Source organism: Streptomyces plumbidurans (assembly GCF_019857225.1).
In the GTDB taxonomy this organism is placed as follows: domain Bacteria; phylum Actinomycetota; class Actinomycetes; order Streptomycetales; family Streptomycetaceae; genus Streptomyces; species Streptomyces plumbidurans.
In genome coordinates this window covers 209297-231007 of sequence record NZ_JAFJSY010000002.1, presented here as the reverse complement: position 1 = coordinate 231007, position 21711 = coordinate 209297, and the positions used below count along the sequence as shown (strand labels likewise).

Here is a 21711-nt window from a genome sequence, read left to right as displayed (position 1 = left end):
TCAAATTCTCCAGCCGGTGGAAATCCCCTGCCGGGTGAAATCCGTCAACGCCGCGCCCGGCGCACGCCCGTGCCAGTGACCGGGCACGGAAGCGATCGCTGGGCGAGCGGAGCCGGACAGCCCGGCCCCCGCACCGGCCGGCCGTCGCCGGGGTGTCACCCGCACGGGCCCTCCCGGGGCCCCGCCGGGCCGCAAGGCCGCCGAACCACCGGTTCGCAGAGGCATCGAGCCTCTGGCGGACCGCGTTTCCGGGCCTCCAGGCCACCGGGCCACCGGACCGCAAGGCCACCGGGCCACCGGTCCGCAGAGCCACCGACCCACCGACCCACCGACCCGAAGGATCACCGACCCAAAGGATCACAGGGCCGCCAGGCCCTAACTCGCCTCCCTCTTCGGCAGCGCCCCTTCCTCCCGCACCGTCTCCGGCAGTACCACCTCATGCAGCAGCCCCCTCTCCCCCGGTAACGCCTCCTCCCGGTCTGCGAGGCGGCGGAGCATTTCGCGGACTCGGTCGCGGGACTCGTCGGCGGCGTCGATGGACTCCATGCACTGCCAGTAGGTGCTCTCGTCGTCCGCGGCGCAGGCGAGGCCGACCAGGGCTATGCCGACCTCGCCGAGGAGGCCGCCCAGGCAGACTAGGGCCTGGCGGGCGTCGCCCAGTTCGGTGAGCTGGGCCGCGCGCAGATCCTCGGTGGCGAGGCGCGGGGTGTCCAGGACGCCGCATCCGCGTCCCGCCAGCTCCGTCAACCCCAGGGCCTCGCCCCGCAGTTCGGGTGGGCCGGCGACCGCGAGGCGGCTGCCTATCGCCTGCGCCAGGGCCTGCGCCTGCCACACCTCCGTCAGCATCTCCGGCGTGCCACCGCTCCCTGCCAGGGCACGTCTGCTCGTCACGATCAGCCGAACAGCGTCCATACGCTGCCCCCGTCTGTCTGGACGCGCTGCCCACACGTCCTCCGAACTCCGTTGTCCACTACCCAGAGTGAAGGTGTGTGGGACGAAAAGCCAGAGGAAGACCGAAATCTGTGGACAACAAATCGATTTCAGACGGGATTTTGACTCCGGAGAGTGAAAGCGGACTGAACAACTCCTCACCATTGCCTAAGGTCTGGGAAACCTTCGCTCGTTGCGGTCGATCTTCGCGTCCAGCGCCGCGAGCGGATCGATGCCCAGGACCTCGCAGAACTGAAGCAAGTAGGCGAGCACGTCCGCCACTTCGTCGGTCACCCGGTGCGCCGTGTCCGGGTCGTCCATGACCCCGGCCGACTCCTCGGGCGTCAACCACTGGAAGATCTCGACCAGTTCGGAGGCCTCGACGCTGAGCGCGGCGACGAGGTTCTTCGGGGTGTGGTACGGCTGCCAGTTGCGGGCGGTTGCGAAGTCGGCGAGCCTGCGCTGCAGTTTCGCCACGTCGAGGGGCTCGTGCGGGGGCTGCCCGTGCGGGGGTCCGCCTTGGGGATCGGTCACGGTTCCAGGTCTACCACCGTGAGCCCCTCGCTCACGCTCGCCCCGTCCCCACCACCCGCCCCCGCGATCCACGACGGATCGCTCACCGCCGCCACGACCCTGATGTGACCGCGCTCGCCCATCCGCACCGCCAGTCGCAGCAGCTCACCGCGCTGACGCGGGTCGAGCGAGCGGTCGAAGCCATCGGCGAGGACGGTGAGCGTCTGCATCGCCGCGGGTACCTCGCCGGCGGGGTCCACCTCCAGGACGCCCGGCCCGGTCAGCAGGACCAGCGCGAGCGCCAGATACCGCAACTCGCCGTCGCCCAGGCGCCGTAGAGCCGTGTGGTGGCCGTCGCCGCGGTCCAGCAGGGCCTGGACGGTGCCGTCGCCCAGCGGCCGGGCGAGCACGTCGGCCACCGGCCCCGGGCAGCCGGCACGCACCGCGTCGACGAGCAGGGCGTGCCGTCGCCCGCACTCGGCGCGGGTGCGCCACAGGACGTCGGCGAGGTTGTCGCAGCTCCCCAGGAGCCGGCCGGAGCCGATCGGCACGGGGGCCCGCATCCGGCCGGGGCGCGGGTCGCAGGCGTAGACGGACCGCAGGGCGACGACCATCTGCTCGGCGGCGGCGAGCACCCGGCGCTGTCCGTCGGTCTTGCCGGCCACCCGCAGGGGCAGCAGCGCGGTGCCGAGCCGGTCGTCGGGCAGCGGTCCGCGTGTCACGGACGCCGAACCGGCGGTGTGCCAGACCGCCTGCACCGTACGGCGGGAGGGGTCGCGCAGGGCGGTCTCCAGGAGGACCAGCCCGCCGGACGTCAACCGCTCGCCCACGATGCGCAGTTCGGGCTCGGCCTGCACGGCGACGTCGAGCCGGACCGGCCCCTCGGGTCCGTCGGCGGTGCAGCCGATGCGGAACCCGCGCCGCCGTTGCACGTCGGGGCGCGCCCGGTCCGGCACCCAGGCCCGCGCGTCGGGGAACACCTCCCCGGCCTCTGCGCCCGCGCCGAGCCTGGCCAGTGCCTCGTAGGCGTGCAGGGCGGTCGTCTTCCCGCATCCGCTCCTGCCGGTGAGCAAGGTCACCGCGCCCAGCCCGAACGCCACCCCCCGGTGCCCGGCGAAGGCGGACAGCCGCAGTTCGGTGAGACAGGGGCGGACCGAGCGGGGGCGGTCCGCCCCGATGCGGTCCAGGGACGGCGCTTCAGCAGGTGACAGGGTCATATCCGGACCGTAGGACCGGGTCCGTGCGGCGAACCGTTACGGCTTCGGGAGCTTCCTACGATCGGGGGACCGGGTCAGCCGCCGGACAGGCCGGCGCTCTCCATGAGGTCGGTGACCTCGGTGTCGGCCGGGGTGAGCAGGAAGACATTGCGGTCGACGCGGTGCATCCCGCTCGCCAGGCCGAAGACGACGCCGGTGCTGAAGTCCAGGACGCGCTTGGCGACTTCGCTCTCCGCGCCGGTGAGGTCGAGGAGGACGGGGACGCCGGCCATCAGGGTCTCGGCGACCTCGCGGGCGTCGGCGAAGACATTGACCCGCAGGACCACGAAGCGGCGGCGCAGCTCCGTCTCGGCGTCCGGGAGCGAGCGGTGGTCCACCGCCGACGGCCAGGCGTCGCGTCCACGCAGCGGTACGACCTGGGCCAGGCCCTCCCACTGTTCATCGGTGACGTCGTGGCTGTTCACCGGCTCCCCCCGAACTGACTCGTGACTCCGTGCCTGCATCACTCATGCCTGCATCGGCCATTCTTACGCCACGTCACCCGTTCGGCCCAATCGCGACACGCTCCGCGACCGTCCCGGCCGTTTCCCCGGGCAGCGGACCGCAGCGTCGGACTCGTCGGAAATCACCGGTTCCTGCCCGATCGAGGCTTCTTACTGCCCTCACACCGGACTCTTCACCGCCCGCCACGCCCCGCTCACCGGGCGCGACTAGCGTTCGCGGACGTGCACTTGGCAGAGACCCAGCTGGTGGCACCCGGGCGGCGGACGCAGTCGGTGGTGTCCGCCCCTCCGGAACCGCCCGCCCAGTGGCACCGCGTCCTGACGCTGCTGGCGGACGTGAGTCTTTTCATCGGTACGCGCTCGGTGTGGACGCAGGGGGCGAGCCACCGGCTGCCCGTGGCCGCGGTGGTCTCGCTCTGCTACGCCTCGATCCTGATGTGCGGAGTCCTGACCCTGGTGGTGCGCCGGGCCCGGTCGCTGGCGCGGCTGGACCTGTGCGTCCTGATCACCGCCGTGACGCTGGCGGTGTGCGCCTGGGTCATGAACCACGGCGGCTCCGACGAGGCGGTCCTGACCACCCAGGCGGCCCGGCAGCTGGTCGCGGGGCATCCCGTCTACGGACAGCCGTGGCCCTGGCTGTTCGGGCACGGCGTCGCCCTCACCCCGACGGTGAGCGGCGGCTACGACTTCACGTACGGCTATCCGCCCCTCGTCCCGCTGCTGGCCGCCCCGCTGCTGTGGCTGGGTCACGGCGGCGCCCCGGCGACGGCGGTGAGCACCGGCGCGCTGGTCGTCGGCACGGTGGTGCTGTGGCGGATGCTGCCCACCCCGTGGCGTTCCGCGGCCACCATGGCGTGCCTGGGCTTCGGCCTGCTCCCGATGTACGCGCGGCTCGGCTATCCGGCGATCACGGCGCTGGCCCTGCTGATCCCGGTGGTGGTGCGCTGGCCGCGGATCGGCAGTGGCGGGCGGCTCGGTCCGTCCGGAGTGGCGCGGGCCATGTGCCTGGGCGCCGCCTGCGCCGCGCAGCAACTGCCGTGGTTCCTCGCGCCGTTCCTGCTGGCCGGGATCTACGCGGTGCGCCGGGGCGAGCTGGGCGGGCGCGCGGCGGCGGCGGCGGTGGTCCTGCGGATCACCGGCGTCGCCGCCACCGTGTGGCTGCTGGTCAACACGTACTTCGTGGTGAGCGAACCGGGCACCTGGATCACCGGCATCGCGCTGCCGCTGACGCAGGGGGCCACCCTGCACGGACAGGGTCTCGGGGACGTCTCCCTGTACTTCACCGACGGCAGCGACCGGCTGGACTGGTACGGGTACGCGAGTGTGCTGCTGGCCGCGGCCCTGCTCGCGCTGCTGGTGCTGTTCATGCGCCGTCTGGGACCGGCGGCGACCGTCCTGCCCTGGTGTGCCTTCTATCTGGCGACCCGCTCCCAGGACGGCTACTACCTTCTGATGACCCCGCTGTGGCTGGCGGCCGCGGTCACCGCTCCCCCGTCGGAGTTCGCCCGCGCCTGGCAGCCGCGCCCGCGTGCGCTGTCCGGCCCGCACCGGCGTACGGCGCTGGTCGCGGCGTCCGCGCTGCTGGTCGCCCCGGCGTTGGTGAGCGCCGCCGTGGCGGTCACCGGCACGGCGCCGCTGAAGCTGCGGGTCGCCGCGGTGCGGCGGGTGTCCGCGGACGCCGTGTCCCGGCTGACCGTGCGGGTCACGAACGTGGACGGCACCGCCCTGACGCCCCACTTCATGCTCACCACGAACCAGGGCTCCGGCAGGTACTGGTCGCTGGTGCGGGGTCCGGCCACCGTGCCCGCCCACGGGACCGTACGGATGGAGATCAGACCGGCCTCCGGGACGTACGCCCTGCCCATCAGGCCGGGCACCCGTATACGCCTGCGGGCCTTCACGGCGGCCCCGCAGACGCTGTCGAGCGCGTACGTCCGGCTGGCGGACCGGAACTCCCGCACACAGCAGGCGGGTTGAGCGGCCGTCAGTTCGCCGTGCTGCGTACGAAACGGAGCGTGGCCGTGACCGTGGTCAGGCCGCGGAGCATGCCCAGCTGGTTCCAGCCGAGGCCGAACTCGGCGCGGTCCACGGTGAATTCGGTGTCCAGGGTGAGGGCGTCGGCGTCCGCGGCGGCCAGGCGTGCGGTCAGGTTCTGCGGGCGGCTGACGCCGCGCACGGTCAGCTGACCGGAGACCTCGACGGTGTCGCCGGCCCCGGCCTTGGCGCTGCGCACGGCGAAGGTGATCTCGGGGTGGTTGGCGACGTCGAAGAAGTCGGCGGAGCGCAGGTGGTCGTCGCGCTTCTTGTTCTTGGTGTCGAGGGTGGCGGCGTCCAGGGTCAGGGTGCCGGTGGCGGTGCCGTCGGGCCCGACCTCGCCCTGTCCGCCGACGGCCCCGAAGCTGCCCTTGACGGTGACGAGGCCCCACATCGTCTTGTGACGCACGGAGACGGTGGAGGCGGTGGCGTCGAGCTGCCACACACCGGTGTCGACGGCGACGGTCATGGTCTTCTCCAGGGGGTCCGAGCGGATGGTTCAAATTTGGATGACCACACGCTAGCCCGTTATCCAAATCTGGACAACCGTCTCGTCCAAAAATGGACGACCGTTACACTCGACACCATGGCCGACCCCGAGGAGCACCCCGCCGAGCTGCCCGAATGCCCGTCCGCGCAGGGCGCCGGACTGCTGCCCAAGGAGCTGCGGGCGTGGATGGTGCTGCTCGCGGCCATGGGCGCGGTGGAGCAGGAGCTGCGCTCCGTCGTCAAGGACCGGATGGACGTCTCGCACGACGAGTTCCTGATCCTGTGCCTGCTCGCCGAGCAGCCCGAAGGTCTGCGCATGACCCGCGTCGCGGAGCTCCTCGGCCGCCCCAAGACCCGGCTCACCTACCAGATCGCCTGCCTGCAGCACGCCGGCCTGGTCAACCGGAAGTCGGTCTGCGGCGACCGGCGCGGCATCGAGGTCGCCCTCACCGACAAGGCCCGCCGCCTCCTGGAGGAGGCCTCCGGCACGCTCGCCACGACGGTCACCGGGGCCCTGTCCCGCGTCATGGGCCCGGACCAGCACGAGGCGATGTGTGGCCTGCTGCCGGAGCTCGCCGAGGAGTCCGGGGCGCCGTAGCCGACCGGGCGGATGCCCCTCGCGCACCTGGGTACCCGGCGCTCCCCTGCCCTTGCCGCGTCGGCGACCGAAGGAGAGCTCCATGGGTGCGCTGGATCTGCCCGAACCCGTCGTCCGGGGCGGAACGGCGCCCCCCGTGGACGTGGCGCGCCTGGAGGCCGCGCTGCGCGAACGGGTCGACGGCGAGATCCGTTTCGACGCCGGGAGCCGGGCCGCGTACTCCACCGACGCCTCGAACTTCCGGCAGACCCCGATCGGCGTGGTCGTGCCCCGCACCCCCGAGGCGGCAGCGGAGGCGGTGGCCGTGGCGCGCGAGCACGACGTGCCCGTCCTCTCGCGCGGCGGCGGGACCAGCCTGGCCGGGCAGTGCACCAACGCGGGCGTGGTGATCGACTGGTCGAAGTACTGCCACCGCGTCGAGTCCGTGGACGCACAGGCCCGCACCTGTGTCGTCCAGCCCGGCATCGTCCTCGACGAGCTCAACCGGCAGCTCGCGCCGACCGGCCTGCGCTACGGCCCCGAGCCCGCCACGCACGCCAACTGCTGCATCGGCGGCATGATCGGCAACAACTCCTGCGGCGCCACCGCCCAGGCGCACGGCAAGGTCGTCGACAACATCGCCCGCCTGGAGGTGCTGCTCTACGACGGCACCCGCTTCTGGTGCGGTGAGACCAGCGACGAGGAGTACGCCGAGATCGAGCGGCAGGGCGACCTGCGGGCCGCGCTCTACCGGCAGTTGCGCGCCCTGAGGGACCGCTACGGCGACGAGGTGCGCCGCCGCTACCCCGACATCCCGCGCCGGGTCTCCGGCTACAACCTGGACTCGCTGCTGCCGGAGCACGGCTTCGACGTCGCGGGCCTCCTCGTCGGCAGCGAGTCGACGCTGGTCACCGTGTTGCGGGCGGAGCTGGAGCTGGTGCCCGTGGTGAAGGAGCGGACGCTCGTGGTCCTCGGGTTCCCCGAGATCGCGGTGGCCGCCGACGCCGTACCGGCGATCCTGCCGTACGAGCCGATCGCGCTGGAGGGTCTCGACGCGCGGCTGCTGCGGGACGAGCGGATCAAGGGGCTCAACCCCAAGGCGCGCGAGCAGATGCCCGCGGGGAACGCCTTTTTGATGGTGCAGTTCGGCGGGGACACCCTCGACGAGTCCGACGAGCGGGCGCACCGGATGCTGGCGGGCCTGCGCGAGTCCGAGCACGACGCCGAGGTCGCCTTCCTCGACGAGCCCGCCCACGAGGACGAGTTGTGGCAGGTGCGCGAGGCCGGACTCGGCGCCACCGCGCACATCCCACAGCACGCCGACACCTTCGAGGGCTGGGAGGACTCGGCGGTGGCACCGGAGAGACTCGGCGCCTATCTGCGCCGACTGCGCAAGCTGTACGAGGAGTTCGGGTACCTCGACGACACCGGGCCCAGCCTCTACGGCCACTTCGGGCAGGGCTGTGTGCACACCCGTATCCCCTTCGACCTGTACACGGCCGACGGGGTGAGCGCCTACCGGCGGTTCATGGAGCGGGCGGCGGACCTGGTCGCCGAGTTCGGCGGGTCCTTCTCCGGTGAGCACGGGGACGGGCAGAGCCGGGGCGAGCTGCTGCCGCGCATGTTCGGGGACGAACTCGTCGAGGCCTTCGGGCGGTTGAAGGCGGTCTTCGACCCGCTGGACCGGATGAACCCGGGCAAGGTCGTGGCGCCCTACCGGCTGGACGAGAATCTGCGCCTGGGCGGCGACTGGGCCCCCTACGCTCCGCGTGACCTGCATTTCCAGTTCCCCGACGACGGCGGGTCGTTCGCCGAGGCCGCCAACCGGTGCGTGGGCGTGGGCAAGTGCCGGCAGCTCACCACGGACGGCGGTTCGGTGATGTGCCCCTCGTACCAGGTGACGCGCGAGGAGGAGGACTCCACGCGCGGGCGGGCCCGGCTGCTGTTCGAGATGCTCGACGGGCACGGTGACAGCGCGGTGCGGGACGGCTGGCGGTCCGAGGCGGTGCGCGACGCGCTCGATCTGTGCCTGTCCTGCAAGGGGTGCAAGAAGGACTGCCCGGCCGATGTCGACATGGCCACCTACAAGGCGGAGTTCCTCTCCCACCACTACGAGGGACGGCCCTGGCGCAGGCCCCGTTCCGACTTCTCCATGGGCTGGCTGCCGCTTCTCGCCCAGGCCGTCGGCCGCTCCCGACTCGGCCCGCTCGTCAACACCCTCACGCACACCCCGCCGCTGTCGAGGGCGGCCCGCGCGCTCGCGGGCGTCGAGGACCGCGAGGTGCCGCTGTTCGCCGAGCAGACGCTGCAGCAGTGGTTCGCCGGACGCCGTGAGACCTACGGCGACGGGTCCCGCGGCAGCGTCCTGCTGTGGCCGGACACCTTCACCAACTTCTTCCACCCGCACGTCGGACGCGCCGCCGTGGAGGTCCTTGAACACGCGGGCTGGCGGGTCGAGCTGCCGCAGGAACCGCTGTGCTGCGGTCTCACCTGGCTCTCCACCGGCCAACTGGACGTCGCGGAACGGGTGTTGAGCAGGACCGTGCGCCATCTCGCCGGGCATGTGCGGGCGGGCGGCCTGGTGGTGGGGCTCGAACCGAGCTGCACCACCGTGTTCCGCTCGGACATGGGCGACCTCTTCCCCGGCGACCGCGACGTGCGCAGGCTGGCCGAGCAGACGGTGACGCTCGCGGAGCTGCTCACCGAGCACTCCCCCGGCTACGAGCCGCCGCAGGTGCCGGACCGTTCGGCGCGGGCGCTGGCCCAGGTGCACTGCCATCAGCACGCGGTGCTCGGCTGGAACGCCGATCAGGAACTGCTGAAGCGAGCCGGCGTCGACGCCGAGCAACTGGAGTCCGGGTGCTGCGGCCTGGCCGGGAACTTCGGCTTCGAGCGCGGCCATCTGGAGGTCAGCGAGGCCTGCGCGGAGCGGGTGCTGCTGCCCCGGCTGCGCGAGGAGGACGCGGGCACCGTCCTCCTCGCCGACGGCTTCAGCTGCCGTACCCAGGTCCACGAGTTCGACAGCGGCGGCCACGAGGGAGTCCACCTGGCCGAGTTGCTGGCCTCGGGGCTGCCCAGGGGCGCGCACGGCAGCGCGTACGCCGTGGGTCCGGGTGCGCGGCCCACCCCGCCGGGACGGCGCGCCAGGACACTGGCCCTGGCCGGGGCCGGGCTGAGCGCGGCCGCCGTCGCGGCGGGAGTGGTACGCGGGCTGCGGCGGTGAGCGCCGCCGCGGTCAGGAGGCCTTCTGGGAGCGGCCGTTGCGCAGGAGCGCGAACGCCGCCGCCGCGAGACCCAGCACGCCCACGACGAGCCCGGCGATGCCGAGGCCGCGGGCGGTGCCGTCGGAGGAGGCCGAGTCGGTGCTGCCGGCCGCCTTGGACTCCTTCGCCGGGGCGGCCGGTGCGCTGTCGTCGCCGGCCGCCTTCGCGGTCAGCTTGAGGACCGGTGCCGGGTTCTCCGGCTCCTCCTGGCCGGCCTGCGCCTGCTCGATCCAGCGGACGGTCTTGCCGTCGGAGTAGGTCTGCAGCGTCTTGAAGGCCAACTGGCCGGTGTCGTCCGGCAGTTGACCGAAGGCGACATTGAAGTCCTGGTACTGCCCCGGACCGATCTTGCCGCCGGTCCAGGTGATCTCGGAGACGGCGTCGGTGATGGTGCCGTCGTCGGTCTTGACCGGCTTCTTCAGCTTGGTGTTCGTGACCTTGGCCGTCCAGCCGTCCTGCGGCGGCGAGACGAGCACCCCGAGGACGGGGTGGTCGGTGGGCAGGAAGACCTGCACCTTGGTGGTGTTCGCCGTGTCCTCCTCGTTGGGGACGCGGAAGCTCAGGACGCCGTCCGTGGCGCCCTTGGCGTAGCTGTCGGGGTGGACGGTGACATGCGCGGAGGCGATGCCCGCGGCGGCCAGGACTCCGGCCGCGGCCAGGGCGGTGACGGCCCCGGCACGGCCGAGGTCGGTGCGTGCGATGGACATGACTGGGTGGATCTCCGTACTGGAAAAGGGATGTCGGTCAGTTCGCGTACGACATCCCGTGCGGCGGACCGCGCCGCTGCACCACGTGCCTCAGCAACAGCCGCCGCAGCGGCCGCACGCCCTCGACGCCCGGGCGTACGGGGTCCGGCGCGGCCGGCACCCGCCACGTCCCGGCGCACACCTGCCACCAGGCCGCGAGACCGGGCACGAGCGCGACGGCCCGGCGCAGCAGCGACCACACCGCGGCCTCCCCGCGCCGCAGCCACCCCGTCAGCACCACGGCCGCCGCGACATGGGCGATCGTGGCGTGCGGTGTCAGGGCGTGGGCGTGGGCCATGTGCATGCCGTGCAGGGCGGCCATCCCGGGCAGGGCGCTCATCCCGGGCATGGCGGCCATCCCGTGCAGGGCGGCCGTGACATGTACGGGAGCCGTCCCAGGCATCCCGTGCATGCCCTGCATCCCGTGCATGCCGTGCGCCCCGCCCATGAGCATTCCGGTGTGCGGGTGTACGGCGTCGAAACCGAGGTGCAGTCCGCCCTGGGCCGTGAGCGTCGCCGCGCCGATGGCGGCCAACGACCGCTCCCGGCCGCCCAGCAGGAACCCGGCCACGAAGACCGGCACGAACCCGGCTGCCTGCGTCCAGACGGGCGGCGCCGTGCCGGTCGCCAGGGCGTGGCCCCCGGCGGCGAGCAGCACGCACAGCGCGGCGAACACCGCCGCGCGCAGCGCGCGTACCGAAGGAGCCGCTGTCATGGCGCCCGATCCTGCCACGCCCGCGGACCGCCCCGCCCGGCGGCTGCCCGCGCCCGCGGGTGCACACTGGGGACCGACAGAGCCGGCGGCCGAGGCGGTGAGGGGTTGACGTCCGAGGTGCGCATCCGAATCGACGGCGTGGACCTGCCCGGCCGCGCGTGCGGGCCCGACGACGGCATCCCGTCGTACGCGAACGTCCATGTGGCCGTGCAGCGCCGGGACCGGCCGGCCGAGCTGCTCGACCCGCAGCCCGGCGACGCCGCCCGTGCGAGCTGGACGCTTGAGTGCACGGTCACCGGTACGGACGTCAAGGGGCCCTTTGTTCAAGGGCGTCCGGGAAATCGCTTCGTCTATCTGTCGTGGGGCTCGGTGGACGGCTCCGGTGCCTTCACCATGTTCCGGCGGGCCAAGCTGGTGCTCGACGCGGTACCCACCGACGTGCTCGAAGCCGCCGTGCGCGACGGGCAGTTGACCGGGCGGCTCGCGCTGACCGACGACCGCGGCCACCCGCTGTGCGCCCGGGTGGTGCCGCCGCGCATCACCTGGACCGCCGGGGCCGCCGAATCCGCCGCGTCCGCCGGTCAGTTGTGACGGTCGTGTGCTGCGTCCCGGCGGGCTACTCGTCCGCACCGTCAACACCGTACGCACCGTCAGCGGGTGTGGCTCACCCCTCGGAGCGCGCGTACCCCCCGTCGACCCGGATCGCCCTGATCCCGCTGATGTAGCGGGCCCCGCACCGGTCCTGGGGCAGCACCAGCTGGGAGCCGGCCAGGTCGAGCGGGGTGTCGTCGATGCTCGTGGCCAGCAGCACCGGAGCGTGGGCGAAGTCGGGGTCGATCTCGGCCCAGGACAGCAGGGCGTGGTGGCCGTCCGTGCCGGTGATCGCGATCAGGAAACGCAGCCGGTCCTTGCGCCGGAGGGGATCGAAGCCGGGCCCCGCGTCGGACAGCACGTCGTACAGGAGCGGCCCGGCGAAGCTGTGGTGCTGCACCCCGCTGGTGCGGCACTCGAAGGCGACCCGCACCTCGTGCTGCGGCCAGCCGAGCAGATCGGGCACGGTCAGCCGGGCGGGGCGGGCGAGGTCACCGCTCAGGGCGAACTCGGCGACCGGCGGCGTCAGGGTCTGGCTCACGGGCTACCACCTCCCGCAAGACCGTACCCGGCAGGCCACTTCCAGCAAACGCACATGCACGCCAAAATGAGAGTGTGACCACGCTTGTGCGACGCGGCAGCGGATCAGTGCCTTGCATTTGCCGTCAGCGCACCAGCGAGGTCAGGACCTCCGCGCAGATGGCCATGGCGGTCTCCGCCGGGGTACGGGCGCCGATGTCCAGGCCGATCGGGCCGTGGATGCGCGAGAGCAGCTCCTCGCCGAGGCCCGCCTCGACCAGTCCGGCGGCGCGACGCTCCTGCGTATGGCGCGATCCCAGAGCACCCACATAGGCGGTGCCCGCGGTCAGCGCCGCGCGGAGTGTGGGCACGTCGACGTCGGGCTCATGGCTGAGCAGGACCAGACAGGCGGCCGCGGGGCGTTCGGCGAGCAGCTCGGCGGCGTCCTTCGCGGCCGCTGTGACCGTGGCCTGCCAGCCCAGCAGGGAGGCCTGGGCGACGAGCAGTTCGGCGAGTTCGCCGCCGCCCACGATCACGAGGTGGGGGACGCAGGGACAGGCCTCGATCAGGACGAGCCCGGCGTCGGTGGCCTGCACCTCGCGCCCCGCACGATGACGGGCGAGCAGGTCACGGGCGCGGGCGGCGGCCTGCGGTGGCAGATCCGCGTCGTCCGGCTCCGGGCCCGTGGTCACGACGGTGCTGACGGCGTGGACGCGCCGCTCGTCGAGCCAGGTGATCAGGGCGGCGTCGGCGCCCGCGGCGAGCAGCTCCCACCAGCGGGGCGGGACGGCGAGCAGCGGCTGCAGCAGGACCTCGGCCTGTCCGCCGCAGGTCAGCCCCGCCTCGCTCACCCCGTCGTCGTGGACGGCCACCGGGCACACGCGGGCGGTGTGTCCGGGCGCGAGCAGGGCCGCCTGCTCGGCCAACTGCCGGTCGAAGGCGCCCTGGTAGAGGGTGCCGTGACAGGTCCCGTCCGCGTCGATGAGCAGGGCGTCGGCCGGGTGCCGGGGCCCGAAGCCCCGCTCGGTGACGGGCCGCGCGAGGACCGCCGTACCGCGGCCGTGCGCCGCCCACTGCCGTGCCGTGTCCGCCAGTTCCCTCATGCTTCGACCCTAGGCGCCCTAGCGAGCACGGGGAACCGCGCGACCAGCCACGACATACGGTCCCGCGCCCGCCTGCGACGGGCGCGCCCTCAGCTGCCGACCCCGAGGGCGGCGAGCAGCACCAGTACGAGGGTGGTGGCGCCGAGCAGGCCGTGGGCGGCGACGACGGGGACCGGCAGATGCCGCTCGGCGGGGGTGGACTCGGCGTTTGCCGGTGTCGTGCGTTGCACGGGGATCCAGCGGGCGAACAGGGTGAAGCCGAGCAGGGCGACGACGACGAGCAGCACGAAACTCGTCCAGGCCAGGGCGTCCTTGTCGGCGACGAGATAGATGATCCAGACCACCAGTCCCGCCGCGGCCAGCAGGAAGTGCCCGAAGACGACCGGCGCCGGGAAGCGCGTGGTCCCGGCCTGCTGCTGACGCAGTCCACCGCCGCCGAGCCAGCGGCCGAGCAGGACGAATCCGCCGAGAGCGGTGACGATCCAGGCGACGAGAGCGGCGATGTCCATGGGTCGGCCTCCAGTGGTTCCGGTCAGGTCGTCGTACGGGTGCTGCGGTATCCCTCGGCCTGTACGGACTCGGCGGCCACCCGCACGCCGTAGCGGTAGGCGAGCTTGCCGCCGAGGTACCCGGAGAAGCCGAGGAGGGCCAGGGCGGCGGCGGAGAGCGCCAGCTGCCCGCTGCCGACGCTCTGCCCTCCCGCGTAGCCGCCGCCCTGGCGCCAGGCGAAACCGGCCGCGTACGCGGCGGTCACGGCGAGGTTCAGGGTCATGTGCACCAGTCCGGTGCGGAACGCCGGTGTCCCGGTGGGGATGGCGAACAGGTCGAGGAAGCCGGCGCAGGCCGCGGCCAGCGCGCCGAGCACGCCGATCGCGATCAGCCAGGCGGAGCCGTGGGTCAAAAACCCCGGCCGGGCGACGATCTTCGAGGCGATGTCGAAGACCAGGCTGCACACCCAGGCCCCGATCGGCACGGTGACCAGCATCGGATGGAAGGGATGGCCGTACGGCCCCGCCAGAGCGCCGCTGACCGGTTGTTTCGCCTGCCGCAGATCACCGTCGACCGTCATGCGTCACCTCGCCTGTGAGGTATTTCACCAACGATTGTTAGTCTTATTCGGGGCGTGGGTCAAGCGTCCGGGTCGGAGTTACGGTGACTGCGTGACCTCCGGTTCCGAGACCTCCGGCCCCGATCCGATCGCGGCGCTCGCCGTCCTCGGCGACGAGTCACGGCGTCAACTGCTCGACTTCGTACGGCGGGCCAAGCGGCCGGTGACCCGGGAGGAGGCGTCGGCGGCGGTCGGGATCTCCCGCAAGCTCGCGGCCTTCCACCTCGACAAGCTCGTCGCCTCGGGCCTGCTCGAAGCCCGGCACGGCGGCGCCGGGCCGCGCCGGGTGGGCCGCGCCCCGAAGGTGTACGAGCCGAGCCCCTACTCCCTGTCCGTGAGCCTCCCGCCGCGCCGCCACGATCTGCTGGCCTCGCTGCTGACCGACGCGCTGACGGCACAGAAGCCCGGCGAGGACGCCCGGGAGGCGTCCTTGCGCGTGGCCCGGGAGAGGGGCGAGGCGCTGGGCGCCGGGACCCGCGACGACGACGTCACCTCCACCCTGGAATCGCTCGGCTACGAGCCCGCCGACGCCGGCCCCGGCCGCACGGTGCTGCACAACTGCCCCTTCCATCCGGTCGCCGCCCAGGCCCCGGAGCTGATCTGCGGCATGAACCACGCCTTCCTGTGCGGCTACCTGGAGACCTCGGGCCACCCCGAGACCACGGCCGTACTGACCGCCCACGAGGCCGCCTGCTGCGTAGAGCTGCACACCGGCGAGTAACGGCCCACCGGCCGACCCCGCACTTCAGCGGCCGTAGCGGCCCTTCATCCGCCGTTCAGCGCGACGAGCCAAACCTGTAGAGTTCGTTTTCTTGAACTCTTCGTGTTTATGCCGCTAGGTTGGTCCCCATGACCGCGCCCCGGACCCCGAACACCGCCGACGAGCTGCGCGGTGCCGGCCTGCGGGTGACGGCCGCCCGCGTCGCACTGCTGGAAACCGTCCGCGACGGTGACCACCTCGACGTCGAGACGATCGCCGCAGGAGTGCGCGACCGTGTCGGCCACATATCGCTGCAGGCCGTGTACGAGGCGCTGCACGCGCTCACCACGGCCGGTCTCGTACGCCGTATCGAGCCGCCGGGCAGCCCGGCCCGGTTCGAGGGGCGGGTCGGCGACAACCACCACCACCTCGTCTGCCGGTCGTGCGGCGTCGTGGTCGACGTCGACTGCGCGGTCGGCCACGCCCCCTGTCTGACCGCGTCCGACGACCGTGGCTTCGCGGTCGACGAGGCCGAGGTCATCTTCTGGGGCCTGTGCCCCTCCTGCTCCACCGAAGCCCGCAGTACAGCTGAATGATCCACCCAGGGAAGGACTTCCATGTCTGAGAACCCCGACGCAATCGTCACCGACCCCAAGGCTGAGGGCACCGGTGGCTGCCCGGTCGCGCACCAGCGTGCCGCGCACCCGACGCAGGGTGGCGGCAACCGCCAGTGGTGGCCCGAGCGGCTCAACCTGAAGATCCTCGCCAAGGACCCGGTGGTCGCGAACCCCCTCGGTGAGGAGTTCGACTACGCCGAGGCGTTCCAGGCTCTCGACCTGGACGCCGTGAAACGCGACATCGCCGAGGTGCTGACCTCCTCGCAGGACTGGTGGCCCGCCGACTTCGGCAACTACGGCCCGCTGATGATCCGGATGGCCTGGCACAGTGCCGGCACCTACCGCATCAGCGACGGCCGTGGCGGTGCCGGCCGCGGCCAGCAGCGTTTCGCGCCGCTGAACAGCTGGCCCGACAACGGCAACCTCGACAAGGCGCGCCGGCTGCTGTGGCCGGTGAAGAAGAAGTACGGCCAGTCCATCTCCTGGGCCGACCTGATGATCCTCACCGGCAACGTCGCGCTGGAGACGATGGGCTTCAAGACCTTCGGCTTCGGCGGCGGCCGCGCGGATGTGTGGGAGGCCGACGAGGACGTGTACTGGGGCCCGGAGACGACCTGGCTCGACGACCAGCGCTACAGCGGCGACCGTGAGCTGGAGAACCCGCTCGGCGCCGTCCAGATGGGCCTCATCTACGTCAACCCCGAGGGCCCCAACGGCAACCCGGACCCGCTGGCCGCGGCCCGCGACATCCGTGAGACGTTCCGCCGGATGGCGATGAACGACGAGGAGACCGTCGCTCTGATCGCGGGCGGTCACACCTTCGGCAAGACCCACGGCGCCGGCCCGGCCGACGCGGTCGGCAACGACCCCGAGGCCGCCGACATGGAGCAGATGGGCCTGGGCTGGAAGTCCACCCACGGCACCGGCAAGGGCGGCGACGCCATCACCTCCGGTCTCGAGGTCACCTGGACCACCAAGCCCACCCAGTGGAGCAACGACTTCTTCGACATCCTCTTCGGCTACGAGTGGGAGCTTTCCCAGAGCCCGGCCGGCGCCCACCAGTGGGTCGCCAAGGACTCTCAGGAGATCATCCCCGACGCGCACGATGCGTCGAAGAAGCGCCGGCCCACCATGCTCACCACAGACCTCTCGCTGCGCTTCGACCCGATCTACGGCGAGATCTCCAAGCGCTTCCACGAGAACCCGGACCTGTTCGCGGACGCCTTCGCCCGCGCCTGGTACAAGCTGACCCACCGTGACCTGGGCCCCAAGTCGCTCTACCTCGGCCCCGAGGTGCCGGAGGAGACGCTGCTGTGGCAGGACCCGCTGCCGCAGGCCGAGGGTGAGGTCATCGACGCCGCCGACATCGCCGCCCTCAAGGTCAAACTGCTCGACTCCGGGCTGTCCGTCTCACAGCTGGTCTCCACGGCGTGGGCGTCGGCCTCGACGTTCCGCGGCAGCGACAAGCGCGGCGGCGCCAACGGCGCCCGCATCCGCCTGGAGCCGCAGCGCGGCTGGGAGGTCAACAACCCCGACGAACTCGCCCAGGTCCTGCGCGTCCTGGAAGGCATCCAGGCCGACTTCAACACGGGTGCGAAGAAGGTCTCCCTGGCCGACCTGATCATCCTCGGCGGTGCGGCCGCGGTGGAGAAGGCCGCCCAGGACGCCGGTGTCGCCGTGCAGGTGCCCTTCACACCGGGCCGCGTGGACGCCACCGAGGAGCACACCGACGCGGAATCCTTCGCCGCGCTGGAGCCCACCGCGGACGGCTTCCGCAACTATGTCGGCAAGGGCAACCGGCTGCCCGCCGAGTACCTGCTGCTCGACAAGGCCAACCTGCTCACCCTCAGCGCCCCGGAGATGACCGTCCTGGTCGGCGGCCTGCGTGTGCTCGGCGCCAACCACGCCGGCTCCACCCACGGGGTGCTGACCGAGACGCCGGGCCGGCTGACCAACGACTTCTTCGTCAACCTGCTCGATTTGGGCACGACGTGGAAGGCCACCTCCGAGGACCAGACCACGTTCGAGGGCCGCGACGCCTCCGGCGCGCTGAAGTGGACCGGCACCCGCGCCGACCTCGTCTTCGGCTCCAACTCCGAACTCCGCGCCCTCGCCGAGGTCTACGCCAGCGACGACGCGAAGGAGAAGTTCGTGAAGGACTTCGTCGCCGCGTGGGCCAAGGTCAGCGACCTCGACCGCTTCGACCTCATCTGACCCCACCGCACCACACACCAGGGCCGACCCGATCACGGGCCGGCCCTGGCCGCGTTCGGGGCAGGGGTCCGAGCGGCCGCACACTCGTCGCCGCCCCCCGAATTCCGTCGTGGCGCCGTCGGGCGGGTCTGCCGGTGCAGCTGGTTCGCCCCGTCAGCCAGGCGGAACGCGACGACCAGCGGCAGCCGGACACCGCCCGGCAGATCCCCCTCGCCCTGCGCCCCGGCCTTGCGGCGACCCCCGCCGAACGGCTCTGGGGCGGGGACCCCGGCTGCGGCCTGAAAAGGCGCGGTCGGCACGGGACCGGAGCGTTGCTCAAGAACCTCGTCGCGGCGGCGAACCTCCTCGCGGTCGCGCGGGCGGTGCGTGCACAGTTGTCGGCAGCCGGCGACCCGGCAGCAGATCCCCGATCCGGACGACGACAGGAGCAACGTGACCAGCCGCGTCACCCTCATCTCACCCGCCATGAGCACCTCGCTGCGCCAGGCCCGTTTCTACGACGGCACGGGCTCGCTCGACGACGGCGGCGCGGCGCGGGCCCGTGCGGCGGCCGGGACGCTGCCCCCGGCCGAGCGCGTCGTCGTCTCCCCCGGCGTGCGCTGCCGCGAGACCGCGACGGCGCTCGGACTCGACGCGGGCGAAGCGCCGGCGGAGCTGGCGGGGCTGAACGCGGGCCGCTGGGCGGGTCTCACCCTCGACGAGGTCGCCGGGTCCGAACCGGAGGCGGTGGCGCGGTGGTTGACCGATCCGGACTCAGCGCCGCACGGCGGGGAGTCGGTGCGGGACCTGTGCCTGCGCGTCGGGCGGTGGCTGGACGCCGCGTCGCGGACGGACGGCCGCACACTCGCGGTGGTCGAGCCGGACGTCGTACGGGCCGCGGTGGTGCAGGTGCTGGGAGCGCCCGCGGCGTCCTTCTGGCGCGCGGACGTGCCGCCGCTGACGGCAACGGAGATCAGCGGCCGGGCCGGACGCTGGAACCTGCGGCTGGGCAACCCGCTGCACCCGCGGCAGGACGCCGACTGACACACGCCGCGGTCCTCACATGCGGGGCCATCACAGGCGTGAGGGCCCGCGGAGAGATTCCGTGGGCCCTCACGTTCGCTCGATTCAGGTCACCGTCAGCTGCCGCCCGCGGTGACCGCCGAAGGCGCGGCCGCCCTCGCGGGCCGCGGGTTCAGCACCCGCTCCGCCAGCTCGCCGAAGGCGAGGCCGAAGCCCGTCCACAGCGTGACCTGGATGGCCAGCGCGGAGAGGCGGAACCGCCACAGCACGGAGGCCGGGAAGTGGGCGGGCACCTCGTTGACGACCGGCAGGAACGCGTACGCCAGGCCGATCACCAGGACGAACGCGGCCACCGCGACGACAGTGGCGTACCAGTTGCCCAGCCTCGGGGCGAGCCGCTTGCCCAGGATGGTCGCCGCGATGGCGAGGAGCACACTGAGCACCATCATCAGGAAGTACAGGGTGGTCCGCTTGCCGATGGTGTCGGCGTTGCCGACGGCGGGCGGGTTGGCCGGGTACTTCAGGAACGGGACGACATAGACCGCGAGCAGCGCGCAGCCGGACAGCAGCAGTGCGGTGGCCCGCGGGCTGAAGCGGCCGACGCGGCCGAGCGCGAAGCAGAACGCGAGCGCGGCGATGCCGCCGAAGGCGACGCCGTAGATCAGTACACCGGTGGCCAGGCCGGCGGTGGACTGCACACCGCGCGAGACGACCTCCATCTCGTGCTCGTGGGAGTGCGCCTCCTCGAAGCCGATCGCCTTGTCGACATACGGCTCACCGAGCAAGTAGGCGACGGCCAGGGCGAGCACGCCGGCCGCGAGGCCGGCGAGCATGCCCCGCACGAGCAGGTTTCTTACCGTTGCGGAGTTCATGAGGGTGCGGGTCCCCTTGCGTCAGTGGCAGGGGAAACCGAGCAGATGGCGGGCGTCGTGCACCCACTCGTGGACGTCCGAGCCGGAGACGACGGACGTGGCGCCCTGCTCGGCGCCGACGAAGTAGAGCAGGACCAGCATCAGGATGCCGAAGAAGACCGCCCACGGGACGATCGCGCCGATCGGTAGCTTGGCGGGAAGAGCGGGGGTGGTGGCTGTCGGCTGCGCGACGTGCTGCGCCATGGCAGTGCCTCTCCGGGAGTTCGCGTCCCATGTCGATGGTGCACATGACGAGGGCTACGGGTCTGACTCGCCGCCACTCCTTGCGAAGCGACGGCACACAGTGGCGCGACCGTGCCGGACTCACACCGGCTTCCGTCCTGCCCTCATCGATATCCCACCGACCGTACCGTGTGGCGAGGACCTGGCCAACACCGCGCGACCAGGCGTGATGTATCTCGCGGCCGGGTCAACTGCCCGCCGGAGCACGGAAGACGCACGAGCGAGTCACCCTGTCCCCCGCGCGGTAGCGGCTCACCATGTCCCTCACGCGGCAGCGGCTCAACCGCCCGTGGTGGTCAGCGCCTGCTCGATCTGGCGCACGCGCCACTCCTCGATCGTCTCCTGCTGCCGGCGGGCTCGTTCGATCAGTGTGTCGAGCCGGGCGGCGTCCAGGCGCTCGTCGACCGTGCTGAGTTTGCGCAGGGTCTGCCAGCCGGCCGCCTTGCCCTCGACGCCCAGCCGCAGCGCCTCCAGATCCAGTACGGTCCCGAGCGGCGACCCGCCGATCAGATGGCCGTTGGGCTTCAGCCGCCCCACTCGCTCCCCCGCCCAGCCCGCGCACACCTTGTAGCGACGGACGGGAATCCCGAGATCACGCATGATGTCCAGCAGCGCCGCCCGGTCCAGCGCGATCTCCTTCGCCACGGGCTCGATCGCCCGCCCGAGCGCGGAACCCCGGGCGACACGCACCAGACGGCCGGCGCGCGCGGTGCCGGCGGTGGCGCCGGCGAGGTGGTCGTTGAGATAGATGCCGAGCAGCTTCAGGTCGGCACTTCGTCCGGTCGGGCGGCTCCGGGTCGCACCGGACTGCGGCAGGGCGTTCATCTGCGGCCTCCTAGGGTTGCCTCCACCCACGAGTACCGCGTCGGCCCCCGGGAATGTCGAGACGGCCGAATCTGTGACATTGGCGAGTCCGCCACCCGCAGCAGGTCAAAGACGCTCAGGTCAGCGACCGGACGGCGGTGGTGTCGCCGAACACCGCGTGCCGTGGCGCTGCGGCGTCGAAGCGTGGCCATCGCTCGCCGTCGAGGAAGCAGGGGACGCCGCTGCGGGCGAAACCGCTCCTGGCGTGCTGCATCTCGGCAGACACCGCAGCGTCCGTCGGGTCGTGGGCTCCCGGCTGGAACACGCCGAACAGGTAAGGGAGTTCAGCGGTGTGCATCGCCCGCTCGCCGGACCTCGCGGCGCCGGGCGCGACCCGCTCGAAGTGATAGACGTGGACCTCGCGGCCGAGGGCGGCGAAGCGTTCGGCGGTCGCCAAGGCGGGCTCGAACCAGATCGCCGACGAGTACACCACGTCGAGGGCGATCCCGGTCGTCGGGTCCATGGAGGCCGGAGGGCCGGATGAAGAAGCGTGCCTCGTTCTCGACGCAGCGCAGCATGACCGGTACGCCCCGGGGCCAGCCGGGAAAGGTGTCATCCCCGGCGACGGTCTCGCCGTCGGCCACCGGGTACCAGGTGAGGTTGGCCGGCGTGTGCACCCGGCCCTCCGGCGGGCGGATGCCCGCGAGGGCGAGCGAGGCCTCGCGCACCGCCTCGGCGGGGACGCCGCCGAGTTCGGCGGGGACCCCGGCAACGTCACCGTCTTCGGCCAGTCCGCAGGAGCCGCGGCAGTACGGAGCCTGCTGTGCGCACCCGCGGCCGAAGGGCTGTTCCACCGGGCTGTCCTGCAGAGCGCCGATTTCGGGGTGGGTGAGGAAACCGACGGCCCCGAGC

At 72.3% G+C, this 21711-nt stretch carries 23 protein-coding genes and 1 pseudogene; 9 read left to right on the top strand and 15 right to left on the bottom strand.

Annotated features, from left to right (window positions below; genetic code table 11):
* Positions 1-375: 375 nt before the first annotated feature.
* From JYK17_RS02500 to JYK17_RS02485, 4 genes are all read right to left on the bottom strand, one after another.
* Complete coding sequence (locus JYK17_RS02500; protein WP_219917644.1) at positions 376-912, bottom strand: DUF6099 family protein; 537 nt, start codon at positions 910-912, stop codon at positions 376-378.
* Between the two features lie 186 nt (positions 913-1098).
* Entirely contained in the window at positions 1099-1464 is a 366-nt protein-coding gene (locus JYK17_RS02495; protein WP_108007085.1) for a nucleotide pyrophosphohydrolase, read from the bottom strand.
* Complete coding sequence (locus JYK17_RS02490; RefSeq protein WP_234548198.1) at positions 1461-2660, bottom strand: AAA family ATPase; 1200 nt, start codon at positions 2658-2660, stop codon at positions 1461-1463. The genes JYK17_RS02495 and JYK17_RS02490 overlap by 4 nt, the downstream gene beginning before the upstream one ends.
* A gap of 74 nt (positions 2661-2734) precedes the next feature.
* Positions 2735-3163 (bottom strand): cell division protein SepF, encoded by a 429-nt coding sequence (locus JYK17_RS02485; protein WP_222809655.1) that lies wholly within the window; start codon positions 3161-3163, stop codon positions 2735-2737.
* A gap of 276 nt (positions 3164-3439) precedes the next feature.
* Between JYK17_RS02485 and JYK17_RS02480 the strand changes: the two genes are divergently transcribed.
* On the top strand, positions 3440-5140 hold the full coding sequence (locus JYK17_RS02480) for a hypothetical protein (protein ID WP_222809691.1): 1701 nt from the start codon (positions 3440-3442) through the stop codon (positions 5138-5140).
* Between the two features lie 7 nt (positions 5141-5147).
* Here the strand turns inward: JYK17_RS02480 and JYK17_RS02475 are convergent, their stop codons facing one another.
* Positions 5148-5666 carry a YceI family protein gene (locus JYK17_RS02475; protein ID WP_108007089.1) on the bottom strand — a complete coding sequence of 173 codons (519 nt, stop codon included), beginning with the start codon at positions 5664-5666 and terminating at the stop codon, positions 5148-5150.
* Positions 5667-5783: 117 nt separating this feature from the next.
* Here JYK17_RS02475 and JYK17_RS02470 point away from each other — a divergent pair, with 117 nt between their 5' ends.
* Positions 5784-6284 carry a MarR family winged helix-turn-helix transcriptional regulator gene (locus JYK17_RS02470; protein WP_108007091.1) on the top strand — a complete coding sequence of 167 codons (501 nt, stop codon included), beginning with the start codon at positions 5784-5786 and terminating at the stop codon, positions 6282-6284.
* A gap of 82 nt (positions 6285-6366) precedes the next feature.
* Positions 6367-9486: an FAD-binding and (Fe-S)-binding domain-containing protein gene (locus tag JYK17_RS02465; protein ID WP_222809654.1), complete on the top strand. Its 3120-nt coding sequence runs from the start codon at positions 6367-6369 to the stop codon at positions 9484-9486.
* Positions 9487-9498: 12 nt separating this feature from the next.
* Here JYK17_RS02465 and JYK17_RS02460 read toward each other — a convergent pair whose 3' ends face one another.
* Both JYK17_RS02460 and JYK17_RS02455 read right to left on the bottom strand, forming a co-directional pair.
* On the bottom strand, positions 9499-10233 hold the full coding sequence (locus JYK17_RS02460) for a YcnI family copper-binding membrane protein (protein ID WP_222809653.1): 735 nt from the start codon (positions 10231-10233) through the stop codon (positions 9499-9501).
* Between the two features lie 37 nt (positions 10234-10270).
* Positions 10271-10987: a hypothetical protein gene (locus JYK17_RS02455; RefSeq protein WP_222809652.1), complete on the bottom strand. Its 717-nt coding sequence runs from the start codon at positions 10985-10987 to the stop codon at positions 10271-10273.
* A 117-nt stretch (positions 10988-11104) separates the two neighbouring features.
* Here JYK17_RS02455 and JYK17_RS02450 point away from each other — a divergent pair, with 117 nt between their 5' ends.
* Positions 11105-11578: a DUF5990 family protein gene (locus JYK17_RS02450; RefSeq protein WP_234548197.1), complete on the top strand. Its 474-nt coding sequence runs from the start codon at positions 11105-11107 to the stop codon at positions 11576-11578.
* Positions 11579-11651: 73 nt separating this feature from the next.
* Here JYK17_RS02450 and JYK17_RS02445 read toward each other — a convergent pair whose 3' ends face one another.
* The 4 genes from JYK17_RS02445 to JYK17_RS02430 all read right to left on the bottom strand — a co-directional run bounded on the left by JYK17_RS02445 (position 11652) and on the right by JYK17_RS02430 (position 14269).
* Positions 11652-12119 carry a molybdopterin-dependent oxidoreductase gene (locus JYK17_RS02445; protein ID WP_222809650.1) on the bottom strand — a complete coding sequence of 156 codons (468 nt, stop codon included), beginning with the start codon at positions 12117-12119 and terminating at the stop codon, positions 11652-11654.
* A 124-nt stretch (positions 12120-12243) separates the two neighbouring features.
* Positions 12244-13200, bottom strand: a complete 957-nt coding sequence (locus JYK17_RS02440; RefSeq protein ID WP_128801696.1) for an XdhC family protein — start codon at positions 13198-13200, stop codon at positions 12244-12246.
* Between the two features lie 89 nt (positions 13201-13289).
* Positions 13290-13709 carry a hypothetical protein gene (locus tag JYK17_RS02435; protein WP_128801697.1) on the bottom strand — a complete coding sequence of 140 codons (420 nt, stop codon included), beginning with the start codon at positions 13707-13709 and terminating at the stop codon, positions 13290-13292.
* A 23-nt stretch (positions 13710-13732) separates the two neighbouring features.
* Positions 13733-14269 carry a DUF2231 domain-containing protein gene (locus JYK17_RS02430; RefSeq protein WP_108007106.1) on the bottom strand — a complete coding sequence of 179 codons (537 nt, stop codon included), beginning with the start codon at positions 14267-14269 and terminating at the stop codon, positions 13733-13735.
* 91 nt (positions 14270-14360) lie between these two features.
* Between JYK17_RS02430 and JYK17_RS02425 the strand changes: the two genes are divergently transcribed.
* The 4 genes from JYK17_RS02425 (at position 14361) to JYK17_RS02410 (ending at position 18862) form a co-directional block, all read left to right on the top strand.
* Positions 14361-15029: a helix-turn-helix transcriptional regulator gene (locus JYK17_RS02425; RefSeq protein WP_222809649.1), complete on the top strand. Its 669-nt coding sequence runs from the start codon at positions 14361-14363 to the stop codon at positions 15027-15029.
* A gap of 128 nt (positions 15030-15157) precedes the next feature.
* Positions 15158-15604 (top strand): Fur family transcriptional regulator, encoded by a 447-nt coding sequence (locus JYK17_RS02420; RefSeq protein WP_108007110.1) that lies wholly within the window; start codon positions 15158-15160, stop codon positions 15602-15604.
* Between the two features lie 21 nt (positions 15605-15625).
* Positions 15626-17839, top strand: coding sequence for a catalase/peroxidase HPI (katG, locus tag JYK17_RS02415; RefSeq protein ID WP_222809648.1), 2214 nt, complete (start codon positions 15626-15628; stop codon positions 17837-17839).
* 432 nt (positions 17840-18271) lie between these two features.
* Positions 18272-18862: a histidine phosphatase family protein gene (locus JYK17_RS02410; protein ID WP_108007114.1), complete on the top strand. Its 591-nt coding sequence runs from the start codon at positions 18272-18274 to the stop codon at positions 18860-18862.
* A gap of 95 nt (positions 18863-18957) precedes the next feature.
* Here the strand turns inward: JYK17_RS02410 and JYK17_RS02405 are convergent, their stop codons facing one another.
* From JYK17_RS02405 to JYK17_RS02390, 4 genes are all read right to left on the bottom strand, one after another.
* Entirely contained in the window at positions 18958-19713 is a 756-nt protein-coding gene (locus JYK17_RS02405; protein ID WP_222809647.1) for a CbtA family protein, read from the bottom strand.
* A 21-nt stretch (positions 19714-19734) separates the two neighbouring features.
* A complete protein-coding gene (locus JYK17_RS02400) occupies positions 19735-19956 on the bottom strand; it encodes a CbtB domain-containing protein (protein ID WP_016432160.1) in 222 nt (73 codons plus the stop codon).
* Positions 19957-20274: 318 nt separating this feature from the next.
* Entirely contained in the window at positions 20275-20820 is a 546-nt protein-coding gene (locus JYK17_RS02395; protein ID WP_222809646.1) for a hypothetical protein, read from the bottom strand.
* 115 nt (positions 20821-20935) lie between these two features.
* Positions 20936-21322 carry a carboxylesterase family protein gene (locus tag JYK17_RS02390; protein ID WP_219917645.1) on the bottom strand — a complete coding sequence of 129 codons (387 nt, stop codon included), beginning with the start codon at positions 21320-21322 and terminating at the stop codon, positions 20936-20938.
* 223 nt (positions 21323-21545) lie between these two features.
* Between JYK17_RS02390 and JYK17_RS40395 the strand changes: the two are divergent.
* Positions 21546-21671: pseudogene (locus JYK17_RS40395) on the top strand (carboxylesterase family protein); the annotation flags it as partial.
* Between the last annotated feature and the right edge of the window lie 40 nt (positions 21672-21711).

Coding starts and splice junctions, on each gene's coding strand:
- JYK17_RS02500 (WP_219917644.1), bottom strand. CDS start 912: ATGGACGCTGTTCGGCTGATCGTGACGAGCAGACGTGCCCTGGCAGGG.
- JYK17_RS02490 (WP_234548198.1), bottom strand. CDS start 2,660: ATGACCCTGTCACCTGCTGAAGCGCCGTCCCTGGACCGCATCGGGGCG.
- JYK17_RS02485 (WP_222809655.1), bottom strand. CDS start 3,163: ATGCAGGCACGGAGTCACGAGTCAGTTCGGGGGGAGCCGGTGAACAGC.
- JYK17_RS02475 (WP_108007089.1), bottom strand. CDS start 5,666: ATGACCGTCGCCGTCGACACCGGTGTGTGGCAGCTCGACGCCACCGCC.
- JYK17_RS02470 (WP_108007091.1), top strand. CDS start 5,784: ATGGCCGACCCCGAGGAGCACCCCGCCGAGCTGCCCGAATGCCCGTCC.
- JYK17_RS02465 (WP_222809654.1), top strand. CDS start 6,367: ATGGGTGCGCTGGATCTGCCCGAACCCGTCGTCCGGGGCGGAACGGCG.
- JYK17_RS02460 (WP_222809653.1), bottom strand. CDS start 10,233: ATGTCCATCGCACGCACCGACCTCGGCCGTGCCGGGGCCGTCACCGCC.
- JYK17_RS02455 (WP_222809652.1), bottom strand. CDS start 10,987: ATGACAGCGGCTCCTTCGGTACGCGCGCTGCGCGCGGCGGTGTTCGCC.
- JYK17_RS02440 (WP_128801696.1), bottom strand. CDS start 13,200: ATGAGGGAACTGGCGGACACGGCACGGCAGTGGGCGGCGCACGGCCGC.
- JYK17_RS02435 (WP_128801697.1), bottom strand. CDS start 13,709: ATGGACATCGCCGCTCTCGTCGCCTGGATCGTCACCGCTCTCGGCGGA.
- JYK17_RS02430 (WP_108007106.1), bottom strand. CDS start 14,269: ATGACGGTCGACGGTGATCTGCGGCAGGCGAAACAACCGGTCAGCGGC.
- JYK17_RS02420 (WP_108007110.1), top strand. CDS start 15,158: ATGACCGCGCCCCGGACCCCGAACACCGCCGACGAGCTGCGCGGTGCC.
- katG (WP_222809648.1), top strand. CDS start 15,626: ATGTCTGAGAACCCCGACGCAATCGTCACCGACCCCAAGGCTGAGGGC.
- JYK17_RS02405 (WP_222809647.1), bottom strand. CDS start 19,713: ATGAACTCCGCAACGGTAAGAAACCTGCTCGTGCGGGGCATGCTCGCC.
- JYK17_RS02400 (WP_016432160.1), bottom strand. CDS start 19,956: ATGGCGCAGCACGTCGCGCAGCCGACAGCCACCACCCCCGCTCTTCCC.
- JYK17_RS02395 (WP_222809646.1), bottom strand. CDS start 20,820: ATGAACGCCCTGCCGCAGTCCGGTGCGACCCGGAGCCGCCCGACCGGA.
- JYK17_RS02390 (WP_219917645.1), bottom strand. CDS start 21,322: ATGGACCCGACGACCGGGATCGCCCTCGACGTGGTGTACTCGTCGGCG.